The following is a 20159-nucleotide window of genomic DNA, read 5'->3' on the forward strand; positions in this document are numbered from 1 at the left end:
TCAGACATCCCCCGCGATCGTGTTCCGCTCGCTCGGCTGCACGTACACCAGGCCATCGCCCTCGAAGCGGATCTGGAACGCCTCGCCGCCGCCCTCCCCGAGCAGGGTGCGGAAGGTCACACCCGACTGGAAGGACTGCCGCAGGTTCCCCTGGTGCGCCACGTACGCCCCCGGGTCGACGGTCAGCGGGTACTGCGCGCTGACCCGCAGCGCCACCGCCGGGCCGTCCGACATGATCGCCACCTGCCCGTGCCCCTCGACGGTCGTGGTGAACAGCCCGTTGCCCTGCGAGGCGCCGCGCGTCCCCGTGAAGCTGGTGCCGGTGCGCAGTCCGGCGTCCGCCGCCAGGAAGTTGCTCGACTCGACGTACAGCTTGTCGCCCTGGAGGCCCACGAGGTTGATCTCCGAAGCCCGGTCCGCGAACCAGCAGGTCCCCTGCCCCCTCACCTCCATCACCGTCATCTGCTCGCCGGTGATCCGCCGGGTCACCATCCCGCGGATGCCCTCACCGCCGCCGCTCAGTTTCTTGAAGGCCATCTCCCCGTCGTACGCGACCATCGAGCCGTTCTTCGCCTTGACGGCGTCTCCGGTCATGTCGACGGCGAGTACCTTGCTTCCTTGAAGTCGGAACATCGCCACAAATGCGAAGGTAGCCCGACTGGCGGGTCCGCCGACAGGGATCGACCCCCTCGCCCGGGCGCGTCGGGGGGTTTGCCACAATGGGCGTGCGCTTGTGCGTGCGTTCACAAACCGCCGCGGCCGGCGGTGCGCCCGAGTACCGATACCTCTCCCACCGAAGGTGACCCGTGGACCTCAAGACCGCCTCCGCCCTCCGCCGCCTCCGCCTGGTTTCGGGCCCCGAGGCGATCTCGTTCCTGCTGCTGCTCGTCTGCTCGGTGCTGAAGCGGACCACCGACTTCAACGCGGTGCCCGTGATGGGCGCGGTCCACGGCTTCCTCTTCGTCCTCTACGTGCTCTTCTGGGCGGACGCCTGGAACCGGGCCAAGTGGCCGCTGAAGACCGCCGCCCTCTACTTCGTCCTCTCCGTCCTGCCCACCGGCGGCTTCTTCGCGGAGCGCATGCTCAAGCGTGAGGCCGAGAGCGCGGTCATCGCCTCCCGCGCCCGCCAGGAAGGGATCGTCGGCGCATGATCGTCGCCTTCTCCGTGACGCCGCTCGGCGTCGGCGAGGACGTCGGGGAGTACGTCGCCGACGCCGTCCGGGTGGTCCGCGAGTCGGGGCTGCCGAACCGCACCGACGCGATGTTCACCTCCGTCGAGGGCGAGTGGGACGAGGTCATGGACGTGGTCCGGCGAGCGGTCGCGGCCGTCGAAGCGCGGGCGCCGCGCGTGTCCCTGGTCCTCAAGGCGGACATCCGCCCCGGCGTGACGGACGGCCTCACGTCGAAGGTGGACACGGTGGAGCGGCACCTCGCCGGATAGCCGTACGCCGCGGGCGGTGGTATCGAAGGGCGAGACGGGGCTGACCGGCATATGACCGGCCGGTAAGGTCTGGTGCCGTGTCCAAGCCCCTCAGTCTCTCCTTCGACCCCATCGCCCGTGCCGACGAACTCTGGAAGCAGCGCTGGGGCGGCGTGCCCTCGATGTCCGCGATCACCTCGATCATGCGGGCCCACCAGATCCTGCTGGCCGAGGTCGACGCGGTGGTCAAGCCGTACGGGCTGACCTTCGCGCGCTACGAGGCGCTGGTGCTGCTCACCTTCTCCCAGTCGGGCGAACTGCCGATGTCCAAGATCGGTGAGCGCCTGATGGTGCACCCCACGTCCGTGACGAACACCGTCGACCGGCTGGTGAGATCCGGCCTGGTGGACAAGCGCCCCAACCCCAACGACGGCCGGGGCACCCTGGCCTCCATCACCGACCGGGGCCGCGAGGTGGTCGAGGCCGCCACCCGTGACCTCATGGCGATGGACTTCGGCCTGGGCGCGTACGACGCCGAGGAGTGCGGGGAGATCTTCGCGATGCTCCGCCCGCTGAGGGTCGCCGCCGGGGACTTCGCCGAGGACTGAGGCGGGGTCCGGGACTAGGGTCCCGCCTCCGGGGCGAGGTTCCGGGACGCGGTCCGGGCGAGTCGCCGGGGCCGCCCGAAGATCGCGCGAAACGGGCGGTTACGCTCGGACGCATGAAAAAGAGCGTGCTGACCCGCTACCGGGTCATGGCGTACGTCACCGGTGTGCTGTTGATCGCGCTGTGTCTTGGCATGATCGCCAAGTACGCCCTGAAGATGGACGGCGCCGCGGACTTCACCCAGGTCGTCAGCATCGCCCACGGCTGGCTGTACGTCGTCTACCTCATCTTCGCCTTCGACCTGGGGTCCAAGGCGAAGTGGCCGGTGAAGAAGCAGCTCTGGGTGCTGCTCGCCGGGACCGTTCCGACGGCGGCCTTCTTCGTGGAGCGACGGATCAGCCGGGAGCTGGACGCCAAGGTCGCCGGGGCCGAGCCGGTGGCCGCCAAGGCCTGAGCCCACCCGGTCCCACCGCCGTGCGGACACCGTGCGGCGGTTTCCCATCGACATTTACTTGGACGTCCTAGTAAATTGAGGGTATGGACGCTCACGCCATAGAGGAAGGCCGCCTTCGGTGGCAGGCCCGGTACGACGCGGCGCGCAAGCGCGACGCGGACTTCACCACGCTCTCCGGCGACCCGGTGGAGCCGGTCTACGGGCCCCGGCCCGGGGACGAGTACGAGGGGTTCGAGCGCATCGGCTGGCCGGGGGAGTACCCCTTCACCCGGGGCCTGCACGCGACCGGCTACCGCGGGCGTACGTGGACCATCCGGCAGTTCGCCGGGTTCGGCAACGCCGAGCAGACCAACGAGCGCTACAAGATGATCCTCCGCAACGGCGGAGGCGGGCTCTCCGTCGCCTTCGACATGCCGACGCTGATGGGCCGCGACTCCGACGACCCGCGCTCGCTCGGCGAGGTCGGGCACTGCGGGGTGGCCATCGACTCGGCCGCCGACATGGAGGTCCTCTTCAAGGACATCCCGCTCGGCGACGTGACGACCTCCATGACGATCAGCGGGCCCGCCGTGCCCGCGTTCTGCATGTACCTGGTCGCCGCCGAACGGCAGGGCGTGGACGCGTCCGTCCTCAACGGCACGCTCCAGACCGACATCTTCAAGGAGTACATCGCCCAGAAGGAGTGGCTCTTCCAGCCGGAGCCGCACCTGCGCCTCATCGGTGACCTGATGGAGCACTGCGCGGCCGGCATCCCCGCCTACAAGCCGCTCTCCGTCTCCGGTTACCACATCCGCGAGGCCGGGGCGACGGCCGCGCAGGAGCTGGCGTACACCCTGGCGGACGGCTTCGGGTACGTGGAGCTGGGGCTCTCGCGCGGGCTGGACGTCGACGTCTTCGCCCCCGGCCTCTCCTTCTTCTTCGACGCGCACCTCGACTTCTTCGAGGAGATCGCCAAGTTCCGCGCGGCCCGACGCATCTGGGCCCGCTGGATGCGGGACGTGTACGGCGCGAAGACCGACAAGGCGCAGTGGCTGCGCTTCCACACCCAGACCGCCGGTGTCTCGCTGACCGCCCAGCAGCCCTACAACAACGTGGTGCGTACGGCCGTGGAGGCGCTCGCGGCGGTGCTCGGCGGCACCAACTCCCTGCACACCAACGCGCTCGACGAGACCCTCGCGCTGCCCAGTGAGCAGGCCGCCGAGATCGCCCTGCGCACGCAGCAGGTGCTGATGGAGGAGACCGGCGTCGCCAACGTCGCCGACCCGCTGGGCGGTTCCTGGTTCATCGAGCAGCTGACGGACCGGATCGAGGCCGACGCCGAGAAGATCTTCGAGCAGATCAAGGAGCGGGGGCTCAGGGCGCACCCGGACGGGCAGCACCCCATCGGGCCGATCACCTCCGGCATCCTGCGGGGCATCGAGGACGGGTGGTTCACCGGCGAGATCGCGGAGTCCGCCTTCCGGTACCAGCAGTCCCTGGAGAAGGACGAGAAGAAGGTCGTCGGCGTCAACGTGCACACCGGTTCCGTCACGGGTGACCTGGAGATCCTGCGGGTCAGCCACGAGGTGGAGCGGGAGCAGGTGCGGGTGCTCGGCGAGCGCAAGGCCCGCCGGGACGACGCGGCGGTGCGTAGCGCCCTGGAGGCGATGCTGGGCGCCGCGCGGTCCGGGGACAACATGATCGGGCCGATGCTGGACGCGGTGCGCGCGGAGGCGACGCTCGGGGAGATCTGCGGCGTGCTGCGGGACGAGTGGGGGGTGTACACGGAGCCGGCGGGGTTCTAGGCGCCCCCGGTGCCGGGGCGGGCGTTGCCAGGGGGCTCCGCCCCCTGGACCCCCGGGCCTATGCCCACCCGCCACCCGACTCGGCCAATTGAAAGGTGCCCCACCGGGCGGCTCGGCCCGTTGGAAGGTCACCCGGCCCCGGTTGGGCCGGGTGGGAGAGCGCCAGCCCTGGGCTCGGTCGGGTGGGAGATCGCCGGCCCCGGGCTCGGTCGGGTGGGAGGACGCCAGCCCCCGGGCTCGGTCGGGTCGGAGGTCAGGGGGTCGGGGGTTCGGTCTGGCGGGAGGTCAGGCCCCAGAGCAGCACCTGTGTGAAGCCCCGTACCCAGTCGCCGTCCGCCGGTTCCGCGCTGACCAGGGTGCGGTGCACCACCGCGCCCGCGACCACGTCGAAGATGAGGTCGGCCGTGCGGTCGGCCTCGGCCGGGTCGGTCTCGGCGGGCAGCTCGCCGCGGGCCTGGGCGCGCGCCCTGCCCTCCAGGACCAGGCGCTTCTGGCGCTCCACGATCGACGTGCGGATGCGCTCGCGCAGCGCGTCGTCCCGGGTGGACTCGGCGACCACCGCCATCAGGCCGCTCTTGGCCTCCGGACGGGCCAGGATCGCCGCGAACTGGAGCACCACGCCCTCGATGTCGGCGGCCAGGGAGCCGCGGTCCGGCAGCCGGAGCTCGTCGAACAGCTCCGCCACCGCGTCGACCACCAGCTCGTTCTTGCCCGCCCAGCGGCGGTAGAGCGTCGTCTTGGCAACCCCGGCACGGCCCGCGACGTCTCCGAGGGTGAGCCTGGACCAGCCCAGGTCGACCAGGGCCTCCCGCGTCGCGGCCAGGATCGCGGTGTCCGCCGCGGCACTGCGCGGGCGCCCGGCACGGCCGGCGTGGGTGCTGCTCTGCATTCCCCGACCATAGATGCCCGGCCACAATCGGCGGGTTCCGTGCGGCCGTGAGGGAGATCACCGGGGCGGGGTGTTCCGACGGCCCCTCCCGGTATTACGCTACGACTCGTAGCGAAAGCACGGGTACGCCCGTGCCCCAGCGACGACCACAGGCGTGGGGTGGGGACCCGGCGCCGAACAGCACACATCCGGGCGGGCTTTCGACCCGCTTTTCACACGCGCGCGCGGTACGGGGGAGGATAGGCCCATGCAGCCACGGAACATGTCCATGAGCGGGGTCGTCGACCTCGCCGCGGTGAAGGCGGCCCAGGAGGCCAAGACGAAGGCGGAGCAGGCCCGCGCCGAGGCCGCCCGGCACGGCGGGACGGGAGCGGTCTCACCGGCCGACCTCGTCATCGACGTCGACGAGGCCGGCTTCGAGAGCGACGTCCTGCAGCGGTCCACCGAGGTCCCGGTCGTCATCGACTTCTGGGCCGAGTGGTGCGAGCCCTGCAAGCAGCTCAGCCCGGTCCTCGAACGGCTGGCCGTCGAGTATGGCGGGCGCTTCCTCCTCGCCAAGATCGATGTCGACGCCAACCAGATGCTGATGCAGCAGTTCGGCGTCCAGGGCATCCCGGCCGTGTTCGCGGTCGTGGCCGGGCAGGCGCTGCCGCTCTTCCAGGGTGCCGCGGGCGAGGCGCAGATCCGCCAGACCCTGGACCAGTTGGTGCAGGTCGCCGAGGAGCGCTTCGGTCTGACCGGGCTCGTCGTCGACCCCGAGGCCCAGCCCGGTGCCGAGCGGCCCGCCGCCGAGGAGCGTCCCGCGGGACCGCACGACGCGGCACTCGAGGCCGCCGTGCAGGCGCTGGACGCGGGCGACCTGGGCGGTGCCGTCCAGTCGTACAAGAACGTGCTGGCCGAGGACCCGGGCAACACGGAGGCCAAACTGGGTCTCGCGCAGGCCGAGTTGCTTCAGCGGGTGCAGAACGCCGACCCGCAGAAGGTCCGCCAGGAGGCGGCCGACAAGCTGGGCGACGCGCAGGCGCAGATCGCCGCCGCCGACCTGGACCTGGTGGGCGGTCACGTGGAGGACGCCTTCGGCCGTCTCATCGACGCGGTGCGCGTCACGGCCGGCGACGACCGCAACGCCGTACGCGTGCGGCTGCTGGAGCTGTTCGAGGTGGTCGGCGCCGACGATCCGCGGGTCACCGCGGCCCGCAGGGCACTGGCTCGCGCCCTCTTCTAGAGGTGTCCACCGGAGTGTTGCCGGTGTGAAGGAGCTGTCGACCAGGCGTCAATGCGGCCGCGCTTTGCCAAAACTTGGCAATCGCGGCCGCTGTTACTGCCAGTAAGCCAGCGGCATCGATCTGTCGGACTCTGTCCATCGATCAATAGTTTTGTTCCGCCCCTGTGGCACACCCAGCGTCGCCGTCCGGGCCCGGTGCGTCGCCCCGTGGTTATCCGGCCGTTACTAGCGAGTAACGAACCCCCTTGTGTCGGCGGCGAGAATGCACCACGATCGGCGACGCTCGGTCCATTCCCGTACCCCGAAAGCCAGTCGGGTCGCGGGGGTTCCTGGGTCCCCACCGAGCAGGGCCGGCGGCAGTGGAGCCGGCTCTTGGGCAGGGGGGTCTTCGCTCACCCGGCGAAGCCTGTCCAGCAGGGTTGTGCGTGATGCGTGTCAGGCGCGACCAGTGGTTGTCGCTCGGGGGTGATCGCCGGTGACTCGGGCGCGTGGTACGCGCCGCCGAGTTCGGGCGCTCTCCTTCCCGAGGACGTAGCACTTCTCCCATCCCTGCCAGACCGGGCCGTCGAACCGGCGGCCGGCCGAGGCCAGGAGATGTACGTCCGAGAAGGAGGAAATATGGAGTCCCAGGTGCGTGGCGGGACCAGATGGAAGCGGTTCGCTGTGGTGATGGTGCCCAGCGTTGCCGCCACGGCTGCGATAGGCGTCGCGCTCGCGCAGGGCGCTCTCGCCGCGTCGTTCAGCGTTTCCGGCCAGTCGTTCAAGGTGACGGCGGACCGGCTCGACGGCACGGGCTTCTCCCAGTACGGGGCGATCGACTCGGGTTACACGCTGAAGGGCGAGAAGACGGCTCACCCCGTCGCGGTCTCGGCGTTCAAGTCCGCGTCGATCAAGAACATGTGCCAGTCCGTGGTCACCCCGGACATCCCGTTGATCGGTTCCGTCAGCCTCATGCTGAAGGCCGGCGGCGGTGACAAGCCGGTCGAGGCGCAGAACCTCTACATCGACGTCGAGGAACTGCAGGCCGATGCCACGTTCCGCGGCATCGACATCGGTGTGGCGGCCAAGGACGCCAGCAAGGGTCCCGGCATCAAGAAGGGCGACACCGCGAACCCGTACGGATTCGCGCAGCAGGCCGACTCGGCCACGCTGACCGGTGTGAAGCAGACGGCGTGGGCGACCACCGCCGGAACCTTCAAGCTCAGCGGTCTGAAGATGTCGCTGTCCAAGGGTGTCAAGGAGTGCTACTAAGCACCCCCTGACGGGCGGGGGAGCCACTGGCGCCCCCGCCCGTCCACTCTCCGGTCGCACCTTCACGGGCGGCCCACGTCTCCACCACAGCAAAGCCGTACCAGGGAGCTGTTTTCCATGAGCGCCGAGACTCCTGCCGCAGCCGGCCAGTTCACCCGCCGGAGGCTGCAGTTCCGTGCCTGGCGAGGCGGGCGGCCGTTCTGGGCCGGCCTGTTCATCGCGCTCGGCGGACTCCCCATCGCCTACTTCCCGTACGCCAACCTCCAGATCGGTCACCTGACCCTCGCGATGGCCACCACCGCGGGCTCCGGGTCACTGATCATCGGTGTGCTGCTGGTCGTCCTGGGCGTCAGCCTGTGGTTCCAGAAGCATGTCCGGGTCTTCGCGGGCGTGGCGGCGATCCTGCTCGCGCTGGTCTCCATCCCCGTGTCCAACCTCGGCGGCTTCCTCATCGGCTTCCTGCTCGCGCTGGTCGGCGGAGCGATGGCCGTCTCGTGGGTGCCGGGCGAACCGCCGCAGGACGAACGGCCGGTGGAGGGCGAGGGAAGGGGTGACGCGCCCGAGGGCGCGGTCCCCGGCACCGAGTTCCCGGGCATCCCGGCCTCCGGCAGCACGGCATCCGACGCCACGGTGCCGAGGCCGCGCGAAAGGATGGAGGGCGGGGGTCCCACCCAGACCTTCGAGGCACTGGGGGCGCACGATCTGTCAGGAACGAGCCCGGCCAACGGGGCGAACGGGAGGCACAGTGCCGGCTGACGAGGTGACCCGCGGGACTGACGTGGAGTCGTCCCGTGCGAGAACCGGGCCGCGCCACGCGGCACCCAAGAAACCGTTGTTCACCAGGTTCCACATGCCGGCCGGCAAGGCGATAGCCATCGCGGCGATGCCCACGGCCGTGCTCATGGGGATGGGGTTCACGCCGACGCTCGCCCTCGCCGACGGGAACGACGCGGCGCCGCCCTCCAACAGCCTGACGGCCGACGAGTACAAGGACTGCGTGGCGGCCCTGGAGGACGCCGAGAAGGACACGTCCGCGTCGCCCACCCCGTCGCCCTCGGCGACGGACGGGAAGACCGACGAGAAGGGCGACACGGAGGACGAGGGCGACGCGAAGGAGCCCGACGCCTCGGACTCGGGTGCGGACAAGGGTGGGTCCTCTTCGTCGGATTCAGGTTCCGACGACAAGGACGGCACCGGTGCCGAGGGTGGCGAGGCGGGCAAGGACGACAAGTCCGCGCCCACCCCGAGCCCCTCCGCGTCGCAGGGCGGCGAGTCGGCCGGCGGTGACGCCCCGGCGCCCGCACCCTCCGAGTCGGAGGGCAAGGGCGGGCTGCTGGACGGCATCGGCGACGCCATCGAGGGCATCTTCACCGGTGGCAAGAAGGCCGAGGAGACCCCGAGCCCGGAGGCGACCCCCTCCGAGTCCCCGTCCGCGTCCGAGGAGGCCGGCGACGACGTCTCCGACACCGTGAAGGACACGACCGACAAGGTCACCGACACGGCGAAGGACACCGTCGAGGGCGCGACCGACGCGGCGTCGAAGGCGGCCGAGGACACCGGGAAGTCGGTGGACGAGGCGGCCGAGAAGGCGAAGGAGGAGGCCGAGAAGGCCAAGGAGGCCGCCGAGAAGGCGAAGGAGGAGGCCACCGCCTCACCCACGCCCAGCGCCTCGGAGAGCGCCGGTGCGGACGCAGACGACTGCCCCGTCGCCACCGACGACGAGGGCGGCGTCGACAACAAGGTGCCGCTGCCCGACGACCCCTGGTACCTCAACGCCAGCTCGCTGCTGCTGAAGGGCGCCTCCTACAAGGGCGTCGTCGAGGTGAGGACGGCCAACGGCACCACCAAGAAGGTGCTGAAGTACGTCATATCCAACGGCACCGACATCGGCGACCTGCACCAGACGGTCAAGGACAAGCAGGCCGGCAAGACGCACCACGTCCAGGCGGCCGAGGGCTCGACGTCCACGATCCGCGACGGCGAGACGGTGATGTACACCGAGAGCATCTCGGGCAACCTGCTCGGGCTGATCCCGATCACCTTCGACCCGGAGAACCCGCCGCCGCTGGACATCCCGCTGATCTACTTCACCAAGGTGACGGTCGTCCAGGCCGGCCAGTTCGGCGGCACGCTCCACGTCCCGGGCCTGCACCAGTTCGTGACCGACTGAGCGCGCCCACAAGCCCGTTCGGGAGCCGCGGAACCGCAGAGGGCGCCCCCTGTTCGCAGGGGGCGCCCTAAGCGCCGTACAGAGGCCGTGCGCGCTGTCTCAGCCGCGCCGCGTCTCGCCCAGGTGCAGGACGCGGACCATGTTGGTGGTGCCGGGGACGCCGGGGGGCGAACCGGCGGTGATCACGACGATGTCGCCGTCGCTGAACAGGCCGAGCCGGGCCGTCTCCTGGTCCACCAGGTCGACCATCTCGTCGGTGCTGTTCACGAACGGCACCACGTGCGGCTCCACGCCCCAGCTGAGCGTCAGCTGGTTGCGGGTCGACTCGTCGGTGGTGAAGGCGAGCACGGGCTGGACCGCGCGGTAGCGGGACAGGCGGCGGGCGGTGTCGCCGGACTGGGTGAAGGCCACCAGGCCCTTGCCGCCCAGGAAGTCGGCGATCTCGGCGGCGGCACGGGCCACCGAACCGCCCTGCGTGCGCGGCTTCTTGCCCGGCACCAGCGGCTGCAGGCCCTTGGAGAGCAGCTCCTGCTCGGCGGCGGTGACGATCTTCGACATCGTCTTGACCGTCTCGATCGGGTACGCGCCCACCGACGACTCCGCGGAGAGCATGACCGCGTCGGCGCCGTCCAGGATCGCGTTGGCCACGTCGGAGGCCTCGGCGCGGGTCGGCCGCGAGTTGGTGATCATCGACTCCATCATCTGGGTCGCCACGATCACCGGCTTGGCGTTGCGCCGGCACAGCTCGATCAGGCGCTTCTGCACCATGGGGACCTTCTCGAGCGGGTACTCGACGGCCAGGTCGCCACGGGCGACCATGACGGCGTCGAAGGCCGCGACGACGCCCTCCATGTTCTCCACCGCCTGCGGCTTCTCCACCTTGGCGATGACGGGGACGCGACGGCCCTCCTCGTCCATCACGCGGTGCACGTCGTCGACGTCCTTGGCGTCCCGGACGAAGGAGAGGGCGACCAGGTCGCAGCCCATGCGGAGGGCGAACCGGAGGTCCTCCACGTCCTTCTCGCTCAGCGCGGGCACGTTGACCGCGGCGCCGGGCAGGTTGATGCCCTTGTGGTCGGAGATGACGCCGCCCTCGATGACGATCGTCTTCACCCGCGGGCCCACGACCTCGGTGACCTTCAGCTCGACGTTGCCGTCGTTGATGAGTACCTGGTCGCCCTTGGTGACGTCGCCGGGCAGGCCCTTGTACGTCGTGCCGCAGATCGTCCTGTCACCCGGCACGTCCTCGGTGGTGATGGTGAACTCGTCACCGCGCACCAGCTCGACGGGGCCCTCCGCGAAGGTCTCCAGGCGGATCTTCGGGCCCTGGAGGTCGGCGAGGACACCGATGGCCCTTCCGGTCTCCTTGGCGGCGGCCCGCAGGCGGTCGTACCGCCCCTGGTGCTCGGCGTGAGTGCCGTGGCTGAAGTTGAAGCGGGCCACGTTCATGCCGGCTTCGATCAGCGTGACGAGCTGCTCGTGGGAGTCGACCGCGGGGCCGAGAGTACAGACGATTTTCGAACGGCGCATGGGTGCCATCCTATCGGTTTGTTTCGGCGCGGAATATTCCGTCTGGCGGAAAATACAAAAGGGCGGGATGCCGCTCAGGTGAGATTCTCAGAACCCGCCGAACCACCTGAACCAATTACCAGCGCGTAGGTCTGTGTCGCGATCTCCATTTCCTCGTCGGTCGGTACGACGGCCACCGCCACCCGCGCGTCCGCGGGTGAGATCAGCCGCGCCCCGTCGCCGCGTACGGCGTTCAGCCCGCCGTCGACCGCCAGGCCCAGCCCTTCCAGGCCCGCCACGGCGGCCTCCCGCACCGGCGCCGCGTTCTCGCCGACCCCGGCCGTGAAGGCCACCGCGTCCACTCGTCCGAGAACGGCGTAATAGGCGCCGATGTACTTCTTCAGCCGGTGAATGTAGATGTCGAAGGCCAGCCGGGCCCGCTCGTCGCCGGCGTCGACGCGTCGGCGGATCTCCCGCATGTCGTTGTCGCCGCACAGCCCGATCAGACCGCTCCTCTTGTTGAGGAGAGTGTCGATCTCGTCCGCGGACATTTCGCCGACGCGCATCAAATGGAAGATGACGGCCGGGTCCATGTCTCCCGAGCGCGTACCCATCACCAGCCCCTCCAAAGGCGTCAGCCCCATGGAGGTGTCCACGCACCGCCCGCCCCGCACCGCCGAGGCCGACGCCCCGTTGCCCAGGTGCAGCACGATCACGTTCACGTCCTCGGGCGCCCGGCCCAGCAGGCGTGCCGTCTCCCGGGAGACGTAGGCGTGCGAGGTGCCGTGGAAGCCGTAGCGGCGGATGCGGTGCGCGTCGGCGGTCTCCACGTCGATCGCGTAGCGGGCCGCGGACTCCGGCATCGTGGTGTGGAAGGCGGTGTCGAAGACGGCGACCTGCGGCAGGTCGGGGCGGAGCGCCTGCGCGGTGCGGATGCCGGTGAGGTTGGCCGGGTTGTGCAGCGGGGCGACCGGGATGAGCCGCTCGATCTCCGCGAGCACGGCGTCGTCGATCACGGTCGGCTCGGTGAACCGCCGGCCCCCGTGCACCACGCGGTGGCCGATCGCGGCCAGCTCCGGCGAGTCCAGGCCGAGGCCGTCCTTGGCCAGCTCCGCCGCCACGGCCTTCAGCGCGGACTCGTGGTCGGGGATGGAGCCGCTCCACTCACGGCTCTCGCCGCCGGCCGGCGTGTGCTTCAGGCGTGAGGTCTCCTCGCCGATCCGCTCGACGAGGCCCACGGCCAGCCGGTCGCCGCCGCGCATGTCCAGCAGCTGGTACTTGACCGACGACGAGCCGGAGTTGAGGACGAGGACGCGCGTGGGACTCACTGGTCGGAAGCCTTCTCGGTGGGGGACTGCTGGGCCTGGATCGCCGTGATGGCGACGGTGTTGACGATGTCCTGCACGAGCGCGCCCCGGGACAGGTCGTTGACCGGCTTGCGCAGACCCTGGAGCACCGGGCCCACCGCGATGGCGCCGGCCGAGCGCTGCACGGCCTTGTAGGTGTTGTTGCCGGTGTTCAGGTCGGGGAAGATCAGCACGCTGGCCTGCCCGGCGACCTCCGAGCCCGGCAGCTTGGTCGCGGCCACCGACGGCTCCACCGCGGCGTCGTACTGGATCGGCCCCTCGATCCTGAGGTCCGGCCGGCGCCCGCGGACCAGCTCCGTCGCCGCGCGCACCTTGTCGACGTCGGCGCCGGACCCGGAGGTGCCCGTCGAGTACGACAGCATCGCGATCCGCGGGTCCACCCCGAACCGGGCCGCCGTGGCCGCCGACTGGATCGCGATGTCGGCGAGCTGCTCCGCGTTCGGATCCGGGTTGACCGCGCAGTCGCCGTAGGCCAGGACCTTGTCGGCCAGGCACATGAAGAAGACGGACGACACGATGGAGGCGTCCGGCTTGGTCTTGATGATCTCGAAGGCCGGCCGGATGGTCGCCGCAGTGGAGTGCACCGACCCCGACACCATGCCGTCCGCGAACCCCTCCTGCACCATCAGCGTGCCGAAGTAGTTCACGTCCGACACCACGTCGTACGCCAGCTCCACGGTCACGCCCTTGTGGGCGCGCAGCTCGGCGTACTTCTCGGCGAAGGCGTCCCGCAGCTCGGAGACCGCGGGGTCGGTCAGCTCGGCGCCCTCCAGGTCGATGCCCAGGTCGGCGGCCTTCTTGCGGATCTGCTCGACCGGGCCGAGCAGGGTCAGCTCGCACACGCCCCGGCGCAGCAGCACCTCCGCCGCGTGCAGCACCCGCTCCTCGGTGCCCTCCGGGAGGACGACCCGGCGCAGGTCGGACCGGGCCTGCTCCAGCAGCTTGTGCTCGAACATCATCGGCGTGACGCGGTCGCTGCTCGGGGCGGAGACCCGGCTGCTCAGCTCGGCCGTGTCGACGTACCGCTCGAACAGGCCGAGGGCGGTCTCCGCCTTGCGCGGGGTGGCCGCGTTGAGCTTGCCCTCCAGGGAGAACAGCTGCTCGGCGGTGGGGAAGCTGTTGCCGGTCACCGAGAGCACCGGGGTGCCGGGGGCGAGGCGGGCGGCGAGGGTGAGGATGCCGTCGCCGGGCACCTCGTTCAGGGTCAGCAGCAGGCCGGCGATCGGCGGGGTGCCCGCGCTGTGCGCGGCGAGGGAACCGATCACCAGGTCGGCGCGGTCGCCCGGCGTGATGACCAGGCAGCCCGGGGTCAGCGCGGCCAGCAGGTTGGGCAGCATGGCCCCGCCGAAGACGAAGTCCAGCGCGTCCCGGGCGAGACCGGAGTCGTCGCCGAGGACCACCTGGGCGCCGAGGGCGTGCGCGATCTGGGAGACGGTCGGCGCGGACAGCGCGGGCTCGTCCGGCACCACCCAGCACGGCACCGGCAGCCGGTTCGCCAGCCGCTCGGCGATCTCGTCCCGGTCCTCGCGGGCGACCCGGTTGGTCACCATCGCCAGGACGTCGCAGCCCAGGGTGTCGTAGGCGCGGAAGGCGTTGACGGTCTCGGCGAGCACGGACTCCGCGGTCTGCTTGCGGCCGCCCACGACCGGGACGACCGAGGCGCCGAACTCGTTGGCGAGCCGGGCGTTCATCGACAGCTCGTCCGGGAACTGGGTGTCGGCGAAGTCGGTGCCGAGGACGAGGACGACGTCGTAGTCCCGGGCGACCAGGTGGAAGCGGTCGACCAGCGCCGAGACCAGCTCGTCGGTGCCCTGCTCGGCCTGGAGGGCGGACGCCTCCTGGTAGTCCATGCCGTAGACCGTCGCGGAGTCCTGGGAGAGCCGGTAGCGGGAGCGCAGCAGCTCGAAGAGGCGGTCCGGCCCGTCGTGCACGAGAGGGCGGAAGACGCCGACGCGGTCGACCTGCCGGGTCAGGAGTTCCATGACCCCCAACTCGACGACCTGGCGGCCGTCCCCGCGGTCGATGCCGGTCACGTACACGCTGCGCGTCACGCGTGCTCTCCGTTTCGTCTGGTGTCGGTCTGGCGGCGGCTGACCCGGGCACAAAAATCGCCCACTGGGGTGAGCGGAACCCTCTTGACAATACCTCTCTCAGTAGCTAAGGCGCCCGTCAGTGCCCCTCGCTCCCCGGGCCGTGGAACAATTGCATCGGCTCACCGGTGTCCACAGCGAGCAGGAGACACAGCACGATGCGTATCGGAGTTCTCACCGCAGGCGGCGACTGCCCCGGCCTGAACGCAGTGATCCGGTCGGTCGTGCACCGAGCGGTCGACAACTACGGCGACGAGGTCATCGGCTTCGAGGACGGCTACGCGGGCCTGCTGGACGGCCGTTACCGCACCCTCGACCTGAACGCGGTCAGCGGCATCCTGGCCCGCGGCGGCACCATCCTCGGCTCCTCCCGGCTGGAGCGCGACCGGCTCCGCGAGGCCTGTGAGAACGCCTCGGACATGATCCAGAACTTCGGCATCGACGCGCTGATCCCGATCGGCGGCGAGGGCACGCTGACCGCCGCCCGGATGCTCTCCGACGCCGGCCTGCCGGTGGTCGGCGTGCCGAAGACGATCGACAACGACATCTCCTCCACCGACCGCACCTTCGGCTTCGACACCGCCGTCGGGGTGGCCACCGAGGCCATGGACCGCCTCAAGACCACCGCCGAGTCCCACCAGCGCGTGATGGTCGTCGAGGTCATGGGCCGGCACGCGGGCTGGATCGCCCTGGAGTCCGGCATGGCCGCCGGCGCCCACGGCATCTGCCTGCCCGAGCGCCCCTTCGACCCCGCCGACCTGGTCAAGATGGTCGAGGAGCGGTTCTCCCGCGGCAAGAAGTTCGCCGTCGTCTGCGTCGCCGAGGGCGCCCACCCCGCCGAGGGCTCCATGGACTACGGCAAGGGCGCGATCGACAAGTTCGGCCACGAGCGGTTCCAGGGCATCGGCACCGCGCTGGCGTACGAACTGGAGCGCCGGCTCGGCAAGGAGGCCAAGCCCGTCATCCTCGGCCACGTCCAGCGCGGCGGCGTGCCGACCGCGTACGACCGGGTGCTCGCCACCCGCTTCGGCTGGCACGCGGTGGAGGCGGCGCACCGCGGCGAGTTCGGCCACATGACCGCGCTGCGCGGCACGGACGTCGTGATGGTGCCGCTCGCGGAGGCCGTCACCGAGCTGAAGACGGTGCCGAAGGACCGGATGGACGAGGCGGAGTCGGTCTTCTAGGGCCTGTCCTACAGGCCCCGGCCGCCGGCCCGGACCGCCGCCCGGCCGCCCGCCGGCGTTCACGGGTGCCTTTCGACCGCCGACCAGAAGTGATCCACGATCCGGTCCAGGAAGTCGCGGCCCCCGGCGCCGGCGTCACCGCCGCCCCCGCCCCAGCTGAGGGTGGAGGCCATGTGCCCCTGGTAGTCCTGGTGCAGCACCTGGAGGACGTTCTCCAGGACGCGCCGGTCCAGCGGGGCCAGCTTGGCGACCGGGCGCACATAGCCCTGCCAGCGGGTGCTCACGGCACTCGTCAGCAGGTCGGCCAGCTTCTCCTCGCGGCCCGTGACGGTCACGAAGTCCGGCAGCGACAGCCCCAGCACGTCGGCCAGCTGGGCGGACTGGCGGTCGGTGCCGCGCCAGTCGTCGGTCTCCTCCATCCGCAGGTAGGCCGCGAGCGCGAGCCCCACGGTCCGCGCCACGTCCTCGGGCGCGAGACCGCGGGCGACCCGGTGCTCGCGCAGGGTCTGCGGTCGGCCGATCAGCTCACCGGGCGAGCACCACAGCACCCCGGCGAGCGCGGTCAGCTCCGGGTTCCCGGGGGAGACCGTCCCCCGCTCCCAGGCGACGACGAGGTCCGGGGTGACGTACGGAAGTCCGTACGAGACCCGTATGTTGTGGGCGACGTGCTCGGGGCCCATGTTGAGGGCGGCACGCAGCCGGCGGGCGGCGAGGGCGTTGAACGGAGGGCCCGACTGGTTCGGGCCGGATGAGGGTCGGCGCACGCGCCACACCGTAGGGGTCCGGGGCCGGGCTGACTACGGGCTGTTCAGCCAGCGATACGGATTGTAGGAACGTACGGAGGCGCGCGGACCCTGGTGTACTCCGTCGCCTACCCCTTGACCGCCCCGCCCAGCGCGAACCCGCCGCCCAGCCGCCGGGAGATCAGCACGTACAGCAGCACGACCGGCGTCGAGTAGACGATCGAGAACGCGGCCAGCTGCCCGTACGCCACCATGCCCCGGTTGCCGAAGAAGTCGTTGATGCTGACCGAGGCGGGCATCTGGTCCGGGGAGAGCAGCAGCATGAAGGGGACGAAGAAGTTCCCCCACATCATCACGAACGAGAACACCGTCACCACCGCCACCCCCGGCCCCATCAGCGGCAGCACGATCCGCAGCAGCGACTGGAACGAGGACGCCCCGTCCGTCCACGCCGCCTCCTCCAGTTCCTTGGGTACGCCGTCCATGAAGTTCTTCATCAGCCAGATGGCGAAGGGCAGCTGGGAGGCGGCGAAGAAGAAGACCGTCCCCTGCATGGTGTCGATCATGTTCACCCGCACGAACAGCGCGTAGACCGGCACCATGATCGCCGTGATCGGCAGGCTGGTCGCGAACAGGATCGTCAGCAGGAAGGGCCGGTTGAGCCGGGACCGGAAACGGGAGAGCGGATACGCCGCGAGCGCCGCGCACACCACCGTCAGCAGGGTCGCTCCGCCGCACAGGATCAGGCTGTTGAGCAGCGGGGTGAAGGTGATCTCCGGGGTGAGGATCGCGTCGAAGTTGTCCAGGGTCAGCCCGTCGGGGACCTTCACCCGCAATCCCGCGTCCGGGTCCACGGCGGACAGCACCACCCAGGCCAGCGGCAGGACGAAGGCCGCCGCCACCACCAGCAGACCGGTGTCGGCCGCCAGCCTGCGCCGTGTGCGGCGCCTGGCGGGCGGGCGCGTCATGAGGGCCATCGGGATCAGACCTCCGTCCGGAGCAGGCGCAGGTACACGACCGAGAACAGCGAGCCGATCAGCAACAGCAGCAGCGCCACCGCCGTGCCGTAGCCGATCAGGCTGTTCTGGAAGGCCTGTTCGTACATGAACAGCGGCAGCGTCTGGCTCTTGCCGCTAGGACCGCCCCGGGTCATCACCCAGATCAGCCCGAAGACCGACAGCGTCTGGAGGGTGTTCAGCATGAGATTGGTGGCGATGGAGCGCCGGATCATCGGCAGCGTGACGTGCCACATGCGGCGCCAGCCGCCCGCGCCGTCCACCTCGGCGGCCTCGGTGACCTCCTTGGGGATCTCGTTCAGGGCGGCCGAGTAGACCAGCATCGAGAACGCGGTGCCCCGCCACACGTTGGCGAAGGACACCGCCAGGATCGGCAGCGTGAACAGCCAGTTCTGCGACGGCAGATGGAGCCAGTCCAGGACGGCGTTGAGGGTGCCCTCGCGGCGGAAGAAGGCGTAGAGCAGGAAGCCCGCCACCACCTCCGGCAGCACCCAGGCGGTGACAACGATGCCACCGGTGAGCGTGCGGACCGGCTTCGAGGCCCGCTGCATCAGCGTGGCCAGGGCGAGCCCCAGGGTGTTCTGTCCGATCATCGAGGACAGCACCGTGAACACCAGGGTCAGCCAGACCGCGTTGAGGAACGCCTCGTCCTGGAACGCCCGCTGGAAGTTCTCGAAGCCGACGAAGGACTCCTCGGCCTGCCCGGTCAGCTGGAGGTCGGTGAAGGCGATGACCACGCAGTAGGCGATCGGGCCGGCGAGGAAGAGCAGCAGCAGGACGACGGCGGGGGAGACGGGCAGGGCGCGCAGCAGGGACCGGCGGGCGGTGCCGGACCGCCCGCCCCCGGCCTTCCCCGGGACGGGAGCGGGCGGGCCCGGCGGATCCTTGGCGACCTCCGGACCGGCGTGCCGCGGCGCGGCCGCGGTCACCTGCTCACCACCTGGTTGTCGGTGGCCTCCTTGAGTGCCTCGTCGTACCCGCGCGCCGCCTCCTCGACCGACAGGTCGCCGGTCGTCACGCCCTCCATCGCCTCCTGGATGGCCACCGACACCTTCGGGTACGCCGGGTAGGCGGGCCGGTAGTGGGTGCTCTCGACCAGGTCGGTGAAGAACTTGATGCCGGGCTGGGCGGCGGTGTACGCGGGATCGTTCGCGACGTCCTCGCGGACCGCGATGCCGGAGTTGGCGATGTACCACTTCTGGGCGTTGGTCTTGGTCTGCATCGTCTTGACGAAGTCGAAGGCCAGGTCCGGGTTGGCCGCCTTGGCCGGGATCGACCAGGCCCAGCCGCCGGACATGCTCACCTTGCCGGGCGCCTGGCCGTTCTGCGTCGGCATGGCCGCCAGGCCCAGCTCCTTCGACCACTCGGGCCACTCGTGCCCGCTGCCCTCCAGCCAGTCCTGCGGCAGCCAGGAGCCGTCCAGGGCGATGCCGAGCTTGCCCTGCGGCAGCAGCTCACCGCGGACGGCGGTGCCGAAGTTGGGGTCGAGCGCGTCGGAGACCTCCGGGCCGAGCTTCTCCTTGTACACGCTCTCGACGAAGGCGAGGGAGTCCTCGAACCCCTTCCCCGCGGTGATCCACTTCTTGCCGTCCTTGTCGTACAGCGGGTCCGTGGTCCCGTCGTTCGTGCCGTACAGCAGCATCTCGAAGCCCTGCATGGTGGCCGCTTCACCGGCCGGCTTGCCGGTGTACACGTTGATCGGGGTGACGCCGGGGACCTTCTCCTTGATGGTGCGGGCGGCGTCGAGTACCTCGGCCCAGGTCTTCGGCTGCCAGTCCGCGGGCAGCCCGGCCTTGGCGAAGACGTCCTTGCTGAACCACAGTCCGCGGGTGTCGGTGCCGTCCGGGACGCCGTACGTCTTGCCGTCCTCGCCCGCGGTCGCCGCCTTGGCCGTGTCGATGAACTGGTCCCAGTCCTTCCACTTCTCCAGGTACGGGTCGAGGGGCTTCAAGTACCCGCTGGTGATGTCGGAGTTGATGAGGAAGGTGTCCTCGTAGACCAGGTCCGGCGCGGTCTTGGGGGAGCGGAGCATCTGCTGGAGCTTGGTGTAGTACTCCGCGTCCGGGGCCTTGATGGGGACGAGTTCGACCTTCTTCCCCGGGTTGGCCTTCTCGAACTGCTTCTTGATGTCGGCGAGATACGTGTCCATCACCTTGATGGAGTTGTCCGTCGACTGTTTGAAGGAGACCTTCACCGTGTCCGGATCGCTGCCGGAGCCGCTTCCGCAGGCGGCGAGCGCCGTGGAGGTGAGCGCGGTGAGGGTGAACAGAGCGGTGAACCGGAAGCTGGGACGCACGGGCACGACCTCCTACGGGCACGACACTGTGGCCGGGACGGCTGCTCGGCGAACGTAAGAGGAGTGGTCTAGTCAGGTCAATGCTCCTGCGAGTGGGGATTCGGGGGAGCCTGGGGTGCGGCGGCGGGGGCGCGGGACCGTGCGGCTCCGCTGTC

The 20159-nt window shown here is 70.3% G+C and carries 19 protein-coding genes; 10 read left to right on the top strand and 9 right to left on the bottom strand.

From position 1 onward, the window contains the following. The gene (locus ACGF3J_RS07915; protein WP_122616283.1) at positions 1–633 is read right to left on the bottom strand and encodes an AIM24 family protein; all 633 of its coding nucleotides are present in this window, start codon (positions 631–633) and stop codon (positions 1–3) included. A gap of 173 nt (positions 634–806) precedes the next feature. Between ACGF3J_RS07915 and ACGF3J_RS07920 the strand changes: the two genes are divergently transcribed. From ACGF3J_RS07920 to ACGF3J_RS07940, 5 genes are all read left to right on the top strand, one after another. Next, positions 807–1151 carry a DUF3817 domain-containing protein gene (locus ACGF3J_RS07920; RefSeq protein WP_125493323.1) on the top strand — a complete coding sequence of 115 codons (345 nt, stop codon included), beginning with the start codon at positions 807–809 and terminating at the stop codon, positions 1149–1151. Beyond that, on the top strand, positions 1148–1441 hold the full coding sequence (locus tag ACGF3J_RS07925; protein ID WP_053137231.1) for an MTH1187 family thiamine-binding protein: 294 nt from the start codon (positions 1148–1150) through the stop codon (positions 1439–1441). The genes ACGF3J_RS07920 and ACGF3J_RS07925 overlap by 4 nt, the downstream gene beginning before the upstream one ends. Before the next feature lie 77 nt (positions 1442–1518). Beyond that, positions 1519–2028 carry a MarR family transcriptional regulator gene (locus tag ACGF3J_RS07930; protein ID WP_161329049.1) on the top strand — a complete coding sequence of 170 codons (510 nt, stop codon included), beginning with the start codon at positions 1519–1521 and terminating at the stop codon, positions 2026–2028. Positions 2029–2141: 113 nt separating this feature from the next. Then, a complete protein-coding gene (locus tag ACGF3J_RS07935) occupies positions 2142–2480 on the top strand; it encodes a DUF3817 domain-containing protein (RefSeq protein WP_163015798.1) in 339 nt (112 codons plus the stop codon). 83 nt (positions 2481–2563) lie between these two features. Further along, entirely contained in the window at positions 2564–4264 is a 1701-nt protein-coding gene (locus tag ACGF3J_RS07940) for a methylmalonyl-CoA mutase (protein ID WP_393853627.1), read from the top strand. Between the two features lie 253 nt (positions 4265–4517). Here ACGF3J_RS07940 and ACGF3J_RS07945 read toward each other — a convergent pair whose 3' ends face one another. Then, the gene (locus tag ACGF3J_RS07945; RefSeq protein ID WP_393853628.1) at positions 4518–5153 is read right to left on the bottom strand and encodes a TetR/AcrR family transcriptional regulator; all 636 of its coding nucleotides are present in this window, start codon (positions 5151–5153) and stop codon (positions 4518–4520) included. Positions 5154–5400: 247 nt separating this feature from the next. Here ACGF3J_RS07945 and ACGF3J_RS07950 point away from each other — a divergent pair, with 247 nt between their 5' ends. The 4 genes from ACGF3J_RS07950 (at position 5401) to ACGF3J_RS07965 (ending at position 9799) form a co-directional block, all read left to right on the top strand. Next, on the top strand, positions 5401–6378 hold the full coding sequence (locus tag ACGF3J_RS07950; protein WP_393853629.1) for a tetratricopeptide repeat protein: 978 nt from the start codon (positions 5401–5403) through the stop codon (positions 6376–6378). Positions 6379–6996: 618 nt separating this feature from the next. Continuing rightward, the gene (locus ACGF3J_RS07955) at positions 6997–7629 is read left to right on the top strand and encodes a DUF6230 family protein (protein ID WP_161329045.1); all 633 of its coding nucleotides are present in this window, start codon (positions 6997–6999) and stop codon (positions 7627–7629) included. Between the two features lie 117 nt (positions 7630–7746). Beyond that, positions 7747–8385, top strand: coding sequence for a DUF6114 domain-containing protein (locus tag ACGF3J_RS07960; RefSeq protein WP_393853630.1), 639 nt, complete (start codon positions 7747–7749; stop codon positions 8383–8385). Continuing rightward, positions 8375–9799, top strand: a complete 1425-nt coding sequence (locus ACGF3J_RS07965; protein WP_393853631.1) for a hypothetical protein — start codon at positions 8375–8377, stop codon at positions 9797–9799. Before ACGF3J_RS07960 ends, ACGF3J_RS07965 begins: the two co-directional genes overlap by 11 nt. A 99-nt stretch (positions 9800–9898) precedes the next feature. Here the strand turns inward: ACGF3J_RS07965 and pyk are convergent, their stop codons facing one another. The 3 genes from pyk to pta form a co-directional block, all read right to left on the bottom strand. Beyond that, positions 9899–11329 (bottom strand): pyruvate kinase, encoded by a 1431-nt coding sequence (gene pyk / locus ACGF3J_RS07970; protein WP_161329145.1) that lies wholly within the window; start codon positions 11327–11329, stop codon positions 9899–9901. Positions 11330–11403: 74 nt separating this feature from the next. Beyond that, a complete protein-coding gene (locus tag ACGF3J_RS07975) occupies positions 11404–12636 on the bottom strand; it encodes an acetate kinase (RefSeq protein WP_393853632.1) in 1233 nt (410 codons plus the stop codon). After that, positions 12633–14726 (bottom strand): phosphate acetyltransferase, encoded by a 2094-nt coding sequence (gene pta / locus ACGF3J_RS07980; RefSeq protein WP_161329147.1) that lies wholly within the window; start codon positions 14724–14726, stop codon positions 12633–12635. Before pta ends, ACGF3J_RS07975 begins: the two co-directional genes overlap by 4 nt. Before the next feature lie 197 nt (positions 14727–14923). Here pta and ACGF3J_RS07985 point away from each other — a divergent pair, with 197 nt between their 5' ends. After that, a complete protein-coding gene (locus ACGF3J_RS07985) occupies positions 14924–15949 on the top strand; it encodes an ATP-dependent 6-phosphofructokinase (protein ID WP_064729906.1) in 1026 nt (341 codons plus the stop codon). 59 nt (positions 15950–16008) lie between these two features. Here ACGF3J_RS07985 and ACGF3J_RS07990 read toward each other — a convergent pair whose 3' ends face one another. The 4 genes from ACGF3J_RS07990 to ACGF3J_RS08005 form a co-directional block, all read right to left on the bottom strand. Next, a complete protein-coding gene (locus ACGF3J_RS07990; RefSeq protein ID WP_161329148.1) occupies positions 16009–16722 on the bottom strand; it encodes a helix-turn-helix transcriptional regulator in 714 nt (237 codons plus the stop codon). Positions 16723–16820: 98 nt separating this feature from the next. After that, entirely contained in the window at positions 16821–17660 is an 840-nt protein-coding gene (locus tag ACGF3J_RS07995; RefSeq protein WP_161329152.1) for a carbohydrate ABC transporter permease, read from the bottom strand. Between the two features lie 14 nt (positions 17661–17674). Further along, positions 17675–18637, bottom strand: coding sequence for a carbohydrate ABC transporter permease (locus ACGF3J_RS08000; RefSeq protein ID WP_161329149.1), 963 nt, complete (start codon positions 18635–18637; stop codon positions 17675–17677). Continuing rightward, positions 18634–20004 (bottom strand): extracellular solute-binding protein, encoded by a 1371-nt coding sequence (locus ACGF3J_RS08005; RefSeq protein ID WP_393853633.1) that lies wholly within the window; start codon positions 20002–20004, stop codon positions 18634–18636. Before ACGF3J_RS08005 ends, ACGF3J_RS08000 begins: the two co-directional genes overlap by 4 nt. Positions 20005–20159: the final 155 nt, after the last annotated feature.

The sequence above is a fragment of the Streptomyces sp. NPDC048171 genome (genome assembly GCF_043202655.1).
Lineage (GTDB): Bacteria > Actinomycetota > Actinomycetes > Streptomycetales > Streptomycetaceae > Streptomyces.

Excerpts from the sequence above, each read along its gene's own strand:
- ACGF3J_RS07915 (WP_122616283.1), bottom strand. The coding sequence starts at position 633 with ATGTTCCGACTTCAAGGAAGCAAGGTACTCGCCGTCGACATGACCGGA.
- ACGF3J_RS07925 (WP_053137231.1), top strand. The coding sequence starts at position 1,148 with ATGATCGTCGCCTTCTCCGTGACGCCGCTCGGCGTCGGCGAGGACGTC.
- ACGF3J_RS07935 (WP_163015798.1), top strand. The coding sequence starts at position 2,142 with ATGAAAAAGAGCGTGCTGACCCGCTACCGGGTCATGGCGTACGTCACC.
- ACGF3J_RS07940 (WP_393853627.1), top strand. The coding sequence starts at position 2,564 with ATGGACGCTCACGCCATAGAGGAAGGCCGCCTTCGGTGGCAGGCCCGG.
- ACGF3J_RS07945 (WP_393853628.1), bottom strand. The coding sequence starts at position 5,153 with ATGCAGAGCAGCACCCACGCCGGCCGTGCCGGGCGCCCGCGCAGTGCC.
- ACGF3J_RS07950 (WP_393853629.1), top strand. The coding sequence starts at position 5,401 with ATGCAGCCACGGAACATGTCCATGAGCGGGGTCGTCGACCTCGCCGCG.
- ACGF3J_RS07955 (WP_161329045.1), top strand. The coding sequence starts at position 6,997 with ATGGAGTCCCAGGTGCGTGGCGGGACCAGATGGAAGCGGTTCGCTGTG.
- ACGF3J_RS07960 (WP_393853630.1), top strand. The coding sequence starts at position 7,747 with ATGAGCGCCGAGACTCCTGCCGCAGCCGGCCAGTTCACCCGCCGGAGG.
- pyk (WP_161329145.1), bottom strand. The coding sequence starts at position 11,329 with ATGCGCCGTTCGAAAATCGTCTGTACTCTCGGCCCCGCGGTCGACTCC.
- ACGF3J_RS07985 (WP_064729906.1), top strand. The coding sequence starts at position 14,924 with ATGCGTATCGGAGTTCTCACCGCAGGCGGCGACTGCCCCGGCCTGAAC.
- ACGF3J_RS07995 (WP_161329152.1), bottom strand. The coding sequence starts at position 17,660 with ATGACGCGCCCGCCCGCCAGGCGCCGCACACGGCGCAGGCTGGCGGCC.